The organism is Mesorhizobium sp. M5C.F.Ca.IN.020.29.1.1, assembly GCF_003997375.1.
GTDB classification, from domain to species: Bacteria; Pseudomonadota; Alphaproteobacteria; order Rhizobiales; family Rhizobiaceae; genus Mesorhizobium; species Mesorhizobium wenxiniae.
Window position 1 is genome coordinate 1 of sequence record NZ_RZSW01000305.1, and the last position, 7,496, is coordinate 7,496.

Genomic DNA, 7,496 nt, shown 5'->3' on the forward strand with positions numbered 1-7,496 from the left:
TATCCTTTGGAACTAATGGGTTTACTTGCCGTCGGCGGCGATGCGCACCTTGATCATGCGATCGGGATCAGTGACAACCCCGTTCTGTGCCGCATCGCCTTTCTTTATCTGGTCCACCAACTCCATCCCGTTCTCGACATTACCGACGATAGTGTACTGGCCATCGAGCGGCGGCGCCGGCGCGAACATGATGAAGAACTGGGAATTGGCGGAATCCGGGTCCTGCGAGCGGGCCATGCCGACCACGCCGCGCTCGTAGCGCTCGGACGTCGAGAATTCGGCCGGTAGGTCGGGAAGATCGGAACCACCAGTACCGACAGCATCGGAGTTGAAGCCGTTCTTCATGTTGCCGAACTTCACGTCGCCGGTCTGCGCCATGAAGCCGTCGATGACGCGGTGGAAAGCGACGTTGTCGTAAGCGCCCTGACGAACCAGCTTCTTGATCTGCTCGACATGCTTCGGCGCGAGATCGGGCCTGAGCGCGACTGTCACGTCGCCGCCCTTCAGCGTTATGATCATGGTGTTTTCAGGATCGGCCGCGAACGCCGAAACGGTTGCAGCCACAAGACTGAAAACAACGACAAAGCAGGTGGCGAGCCTTTTGAGCGGCATGGATATTTCTCCGAAAACCTTTGTTTCAAGCATGTCGTTGTCCCAAAGCCGGGTTCCACGTTGGGGCGACACGCATTATTTCGCGAATTTGGCGGTAAGAGCGCCGGCCACAGCCGCCGGCACGAAGGGGCGGATGTCGCCTCCCATGGAGGCTATCTGACGGACAAGTGTGGCGGTAATGGTTCGCACCGAAGGGCTGGCGGGCAGAAAAACTGTCTGCAGTTCCGGCGCCATCGTCTCGTTCATGCCGGCCATCTGCATCTCGTAGTCGAGATCGGTGCCATCGCGCAGGCCGCGGATCATGATCGAGGCGCCCTGCTTCCTGGCCGCGTCGATGACCAGCCCGTCGAAAGCGACAATCTTGATGCGCGCGCCGTCGCGGCCAAATTCGGCCTTCGTCGCTGCTTCGATGAGGCCGACCCGTTCCTCGAACGAAAACAGCGGCTTTTTGCCGGGATGAATGCCGATCGCCGCATAGACTGTGTCCGCCACGGCCAGCGATGCCTTCAGCACATCGAGATGGCCGTTGGTCAGCGGGTCGAAGGAGCCGGCATAAAGGGCGATGCGTTCGGTCATGGCAGGTGCTTCTAGCGAGCCTCTCTCGCAAAGGCAAATCCGATCAGCGAGCCGCCAATGCATGTCGCCCAAAAGTGTGCAGCGGTTTTGGACAACGACATGCACCCAAACAGAGCCTCAAAGCGCAACGCCTGAGCCACGGTAATCGCGACGCGCTTTGTGTGAACCTTTTGGCCGAGATGAACGACCAATGAACGGGCCGATCACGAAGCCTTCACGCAGCGTTCACTAGGTTGCAGCTTCAGGAGATGAAACCAAAACCCCATTTAATCGTTGCTAGGTGCAGGAGACACGCACATGCTGATCTACATGCTCGCCACCGCAATGACCGTCGCCATGCTGATCGCCACCGTATTCGGGCTGCATCAGGAAGCAGAGCGCGTCCGCGCCAAGTCCAATGCCAAGCGGTTCGGAGGCTTTGGTATCCGCAAGCCGTTTCGCCACCGCTAGCTGTTGACGGCGCCGGCCCATCGGGCCGGCATTGCCCGTCAAGACCTACTCGGCGTTGTTGTCCGGGTATCGATATCCAGAGTTGCGTCGCCCTCGACACTCTCTTCCGCTTCCTCGTCCGATTGCGGTTCCGATATCCGCTCCACCGAAACGACCTTCTCGCCGTCGGCCGTGTTGAAGATGGTCACGCCCTTGGTGGCGCGGCTGGCGAAACGAATGCCGTTGACCGGCACGCGGATGACGGTGCCGCCATCCGAGACAAGCATGATCTGGTCGTCATTGCCGACCGGGAAAGTCGCCACCAGACGGCCGATCTCAGCCACTTTCGACACATCGGTGGCGCGGATGCCCTTGCCGCCGCGCCCTGTAAGGCGGAAATCATAGGAAGACGAACGCTTGCCGTAGCCATATTCCGTCACCGTCAGCACGAATTGCTCGTGTGCCTTGAGGAATTCGTAGCGCTCGTCGGAAAGCTCCGTCTCCTCGCCGACTTCCTCATTGGTGAGTTGAATGTCTTCGTCCTCGCCCGCCGCAATGCCGGCGGCGAGCCGCCTTTCCGCCGCCACTCGCCTGAGATAAGCGGCGCGCTCGGCCGGCGGCGCCTCGACATGTTCGATCACCGCCATCGAGATCACCCGGTCGGTGGCAGCCATGGCGATGCCGCGCACGCCGACCGAGTTGCGGCTCTGGAAGACGCGCACGTCGCTGACCGAGAAGCGGATGCACTGGCCGGAGCTTGCGGTCAGAAGCACGTCGTCATTGTCGGTGCAGGTCTCGACGCCGAGGATCTCGTCGCCTTCCTCTTCCAGCTTCATCGCGATCTTGCCGTTGCGGTTGACCTGGACGAAGTCCGACAGCTTGTTGCGGCGCACCGTGCCGCGGGTGGTGGCGAACATCACGTCGAGCTCGCCCCAGCTGGTCTCGTCCTCAGGCAGCGGCATGATGGTGGTGATGCGTTCGCCCTGCTCCAGCGGCAGCATGTTGATCAGCGCCTTGCCGCGCGACTGCGGATTGCCGATCGGCAGGCGCCAGACCTTTTCCTTGTAGACGATGCCACGCGAGGAGAAGAACAGCACCGGCGTGTGCGTGTTGGCAACGAACAGCCTTGTGACGAAATCCTCTTCCTTGGTCGACATTCCGGATCGGCCCTTGCCACCGCGCCGCTGCGCCCGGTAGAGCGATAACGGCACGCGCTTGATGTAGCCGGAATGGCTGACCGTCACGACCATATCCTCGCGCTGGATCAGGTCCTCGTCTTCCATATCAGCCCCGCCCTCGGAGAGCTCGGTGCGGCGCGGCGTGCCGAACTCGTCGCGGACGGCGGCAAGCTCGTTCTTGACGATCTGCTGAATGCGGGCGCGGGACGACAGGATGTCCAGGTAGTCCTTGATCTCGTCGCCGATCGTGTTCAACTCGTCGGCGATTTCGTCGCGGCCGAGCGCGGTCAGGCGCTGCAGGCGCAGTTCGAGGATGGCGCGCGCCTGTTCCTCGGACAGATTGTAGGTGCCGTCCTCGTTGATGCGGTGGCGCGGATCGTCGATCAGCAGGATCAGCGATTCGACGTCGCCCGAAGGCCAGCGCCGCTCCATCAACTGCTCGCGCGCCGTCTGCGGGTCCGGCGCGGTGCGGATCAGCTTGATGACCTCGTCGATGTTGGCGACGGCAATGGCAAGGCCGACCAGCACATGGGCGCGGTCGCGCGCCTTGCGCAGCAGGAATTTCGTGCGCCGGCTGATCACGTCCTCGCGGAAGGCGACAAACGCCTTCAGCATGTCGGTCAGCGTCAGCAATTCCGGCTTGCCGCCGTTCAGCGCCACCATATTGGCGCCGAACGACGTCTGCAGCGGCGTAAAACGGTAGAGCTGGTTGAGGATGACGTCAGCGACCGCGTCGCGCTTCAGTTCGATGACGACGCGGTAACCCTGGCGGTCGCTCTCGTCGCGGATATCGGATATGCCCTCTATGCGCTTGTCGCGCACCAGCTCCGCCATCTTCTCGATCATCGACGACTTGTTCACCTGGTAGGGAACTTCGGTGATGACGATCGATTCACGGTCGTTGCCGCGCGCCTCGACGTTGACGCGCCCGCGCATGACGATGGACCCGCGGCCGGTCGAATAGGCGCTGTAGATGCCGGAGCGGCCGAGCACGATGCCGCCGGTCGGGAAATCCGGCCCCGGAATGATCTCCATCAACGCCGGCAGATCGATCGCCGGATTGTCGATGAGGGCGATGGCGCCGTTGCAGACCTCGCCCAGATTGTGCGGCGGGATGTTGGTGGCCATGCCGACGGCGATGCCGCCGGAGCCGTTGACCAACAGGTTTGGAAAGCGCGCCGGCAGGACTTTCGGCTCGCTGCCGGACGCATCATAAGTGTCCTGGAAATCGACGGTGTCCTTGTCGATGTCTTCCAGCAACTCATGCGCGACCTTCGTCAGGCGCGATTCGGTGTAACGCATCGCCGCCGGCGGATCACCGTCGATCGAGCCGAAATTGCCCTGCCCGTCGATCAGCGGCACACGCAGCGACCAATCCTGCGCCATGCGCACCAAGGCGTCGTAGATCGAGGCGTCGCCATGCGGATGGTATTTACCCATCACGTCGGCGACCGGGCGCGCCGACTTCACGTATTTGCGGTTCCAGTGGTAGCCGCTCTCATGGGCGGCATAGAGGATGCGGCGATGCACCGGCTTCAGCCCGTCTCGCACATCGGGCAGCGCACGGCTGACGATCACGCTCATGGCGTAATCGAGGTAGGAGCGCTGCATCTCCTCGAGGATGGATATCGGCTCGATGCCGGTCGGGCCGCCGTCGGCGCCGCGCGGTGTCTTCTGGTCGGTCAAAATCAGGTCACAATCTAATCGGGAATCACTCGGTGCTTATATAGGAAGCCGGGTCGAAACTCCAATATCCGCGGTAGTTTTCCAGTGTCGATTTTTGTGGTGATTTCAAAAGGATATCACTGATTGCGACGATATGGCCGAGGCGCTTTTTCGTCGCTCTCGCGGCAAAGCTCATTGTCAGGCCAATTTGCTTCACAACGCCGGAACGGCGGATGCGTTCGGCAATTTATCGCCTCGCCGCCGGACCCGATAGGCGCCGGGCGCCTCCCCCATCACGCGCCGGAATCGGCGGTTGAAGGTCGACAAATCGTTGAACCCCGCCTCGTACGCGATCGTCGAGATCGCCTCGTCCGACATGCGCAGCCGCACCGCCGCCCTGTGCAGCCGGGTTTTCAGCAGGAACTGGTAGGGCGTCATGCCCGCGACGCGTCGGAACGTGCGCAGGAAATGATACGGGCTGGTCGCCGTCTCGCTTGCAAGCGCAGCAAGCGAGACCGGCCGGTCGGCATCCAGCTCAATGCGCCGCACCGCCTCCGCGACACGTTTCTCGTCGCGGCGGCTCGGCATCCGGGCAGCAGGCGTGACGCCGGAGGCGACGGCTGCGCCGGCAATCCGCAGACCGATTTCCTCAAACGCGTCGACGTCGGCCATCTCGCGTGCGGATTCCGCCTCGGCCAGCAGCGGTGCCAGCGCCGGCAAGGGCGGCAGCCGCGGCGTCTCGAAGGCCAGCTTCTTCACGCCCGGCATGTCGGCAACGATCTGTTCCATATAGGCCGGCTCGAACTGGAAGGAGAGGCAGCGGTCGCCGGCGCCATGCTCGTGCCCACACTCATAGCACGTGCCAGGGTTGCCGAGCAGGAGCGCGCCCGGCGTCAGCATCGCATTGCCCTGGCGTGCGCGGTAGCGGAATGTGCCATTGGTCACCACGGCGACGCAGAAATTACGGTGCTCTTCCTCGAAAGGGCGATCGGAGGCGCCGGCGGTGCAGACCACGTCCAACACCTGCCAGCCTCGTCCGGACGCCAGTGTATGCGCGCTCGTTGTCATGGCTTGAAAGATAGCAATTTTTCCCAAGCACAGAACCCTGCCGCCGCCTATTCCCTCCAGTCTCCTGACAAGATGAGGTCGAAGTCATGTTCAATTCATCTTCCTTTGTCGAAGCCCTGCACAGCGACGAGCCTGCCGGGGACCTGGCCGAAAAACTGAACCTTTACGGCCGCTTCGTCGGCGCCTGGACATTCGATGCCACGCGCCACCTCGAGGACGGCCAGGTGCTGACCGGGCGCGGCGAGGTGCATTTCGGCTGGGTGCTCGAGGGCCGCGCGATCCAGGACGTATGGATCCTGCCGGCGCGCGACGCCGGTCCCTCACCCTCCCTCGGCAAATGGACTTTCTATGGCACGACATTGCGTGTCTATGACCCCGGCGTCGAGGCCTGGCATATTTTCTGGAGCGATCCGCGCACCCAGTACTACAGCCGCCAGCTCGGCCGGGCCGAGGGCGACACCATCGTCCAGCAAGGCGCTGACGGCAGCGGCGCCTCGGTGCGCTGGAGCTTTTCCCGGATTACCGAAAACTCCTTCCGTTGGCTGGGCGAACGCTCTCAGGACGATGGCGCGACCTGGCGGCTCGAAGTCGAGTTCCTGGCGCGGCGAGCCGGCAGCACCTGACCTGCACGGTTTCCCCTGACGCTGCTTTGCTCTACCAATGCAGGGGTCTCGGGCACGGCCCGGCGGGGAGGGTCAGAGATGCCGAGCTTCGACAGCCTGTTCAACGCCTTCGTCACCATTCTCGTGACCATCGACCCGCCAGGCCTGGCACCGCTCTTCCTCGCCGTGACGCGCGGCATGAACCGCGAGGAGCGCAACCAGGTTTCCGTCCGCGCCTCGATCATTGGTTTCCTGGTGATGGCGCTGTTTGCAATCGCCGGTGCATCGATCCTGTCGGTGTTCGGCATCACGCTGCCGGCGTTCCGCGTCGCCGGCGGGTTCCTGCTGTTCTTCATCGCCTTTGAAATGGTGTTCGAGCGCCGGCAGGACCGCAAGGAAAAGATCGGCGACGTCGCCATCACCAAGGACATGATCCACAACATCGCCGCCTTTCCGCTGGCGATCCCCCTGATCGCCGGTCCGGGCGCGATTTCAGCGACCGTCCTGCTGTCCGGCTCTTTTCCAGGTTTTGGCGCGCAGGCAGCCCTTGTCGGCATCATCGCGATCTGTCTTGTCATCACCTACCTGGTGTTCGTGCTGGCCGAGCGCATCGACCGCATCCTCGGCCAGACCGGCCGCTCGATCCTGACGCGGCTGCTCGGCGTCATTCTGGCGGCGCTCGCCGTGCAGTTCGTCGCCGACGGCATCAAGGCGCTGATGGCGGCATGAAAACGAAAGCGGCCTCGCGCTTGATTGCCGAGGCTGTCATTATCGTCGTCCAGCTCGCGCGGCGAACCGCCGCCACCAGGCGCTATCCTACCTCGCCATCGTATCGATGACTTCGAAGTCGTGGGTGATCTCGGCGGTCTTTGCCATCATCGCGGTCGCCGAGCAGTATTTTTCGATCGACAGGTCGATCGCCCGTTTCACCTTGTCGCGCGAAAGCGCGCGACCCTTGACGATGAAATGCATATGGATGCGGGTGAACACCCGCGGCTCCTTCTCCGCCCGATCGGCGTCGAGTTCGACCACGCAGTCTTCGACCGCCTCGCGGCTCTTTTCGAGGATGTGGACGACATCATAGGCTGAGCAGCCGCCGGTGCCGAGCAGCACAAGCTCCATCGGGCTCGGCCCCGGCGTCCTGCCTTCCGGCCCGAACGCAGTTCCCAGCACCAACTTGTGGCCGCTGCCGGACTCGCCGACAAAGGTGCGCTCCTCGACCCACTTGACCCGTGCTTTCACCTAATACGTCCTTTCACTGCGCACCGCTTAAATGCAGAACGTCCCGAAATCCAAGACAGATTTTCGGGACGCCAACTCGTGGCCTCAAGTAGCTGGCGTTTTTCGCCCGCGTAAGGGACATCGC

Annotated in this window: 8 protein-coding genes; 3 read left to right on the plus strand and 5 right to left on the minus strand. The window is 62.7% G+C overall.

All coding sequences use genetic code 11. The features are described from left to right. Positions 1 to 21 precede the first annotated feature (21 nt). Together EOA85_RS22070 and coaD are read right to left on the minus strand one after the other, a co-directional pair. Positions 22 to 612, minus strand: coding sequence for a peptidylprolyl isomerase (locus EOA85_RS22070; protein ID WP_127211164.1), 591 nt, complete (start codon positions 610 to 612; stop codon positions 22 to 24). A gap of 75 nt (positions 613 to 687) precedes the next feature. Then, positions 688 to 1,188 carry a pantetheine-phosphate adenylyltransferase gene (gene coaD / locus EOA85_RS22075; RefSeq protein WP_127211165.1) on the minus strand — a complete coding sequence of 167 codons (501 nt, stop codon included), beginning with the start codon at positions 1,186 to 1,188 and terminating at the stop codon, positions 688 to 690. A gap of 297 nt (positions 1,189 to 1,485) precedes the next feature. Between coaD and EOA85_RS22080 the strand changes: the two genes are divergently transcribed. After that, positions 1,486 to 1,638 (plus strand): hypothetical protein, encoded by a 153-nt coding sequence (locus EOA85_RS22080; protein WP_082982506.1) that lies wholly within the window; start codon positions 1,486 to 1,488, stop codon positions 1,636 to 1,638. A 38-nt stretch (positions 1,639 to 1,676) separates the two neighbouring features. Here the strand turns inward: EOA85_RS22080 and gyrA are convergent, their stop codons facing one another. Both gyrA and EOA85_RS22090 read right to left on the minus strand, forming a co-directional pair. Continuing rightward, positions 1,677 to 4,481: a DNA gyrase subunit A gene (gene gyrA / locus EOA85_RS22085; RefSeq protein ID WP_127211166.1), complete on the minus strand. Its 2,805-nt coding sequence runs from the start codon at positions 4,479 to 4,481 to the stop codon at positions 1,677 to 1,679. Between the two features lie 192 nt (positions 4,482 to 4,673). Next, on the minus strand, positions 4,674 to 5,528 hold the full coding sequence (locus tag EOA85_RS22090; protein WP_127211167.1) for an AraC family transcriptional regulator: 855 nt from the start codon (positions 5,526 to 5,528) through the stop codon (positions 4,674 to 4,676). Positions 5,529 to 5,614: 86 nt separating this feature from the next. Between EOA85_RS22090 and EOA85_RS22095 the strand changes: the two genes are divergently transcribed. Beyond that, entirely contained in the window at positions 5,615 to 6,151 is a 537-nt protein-coding gene (locus tag EOA85_RS22095; protein WP_127211168.1) for a hypothetical protein, read from the plus strand. 78 nt (positions 6,152 to 6,229) lie between these two features. Beyond that, entirely contained in the window at positions 6,230 to 6,859 is a 630-nt protein-coding gene (locus EOA85_RS22100; protein WP_029352879.1) for a MarC family protein, read from the plus strand. 87 nt (positions 6,860 to 6,946) lie between these two features. Here EOA85_RS22100 and EOA85_RS22105 read toward each other — a convergent pair whose 3' ends face one another. Then, positions 6,947 to 7,372, minus strand: coding sequence for an OsmC family protein (locus tag EOA85_RS22105; protein ID WP_127211169.1), 426 nt, complete (start codon positions 7,370 to 7,372; stop codon positions 6,947 to 6,949). Positions 7,373 to 7,496: the final 124 nt, after the last annotated feature.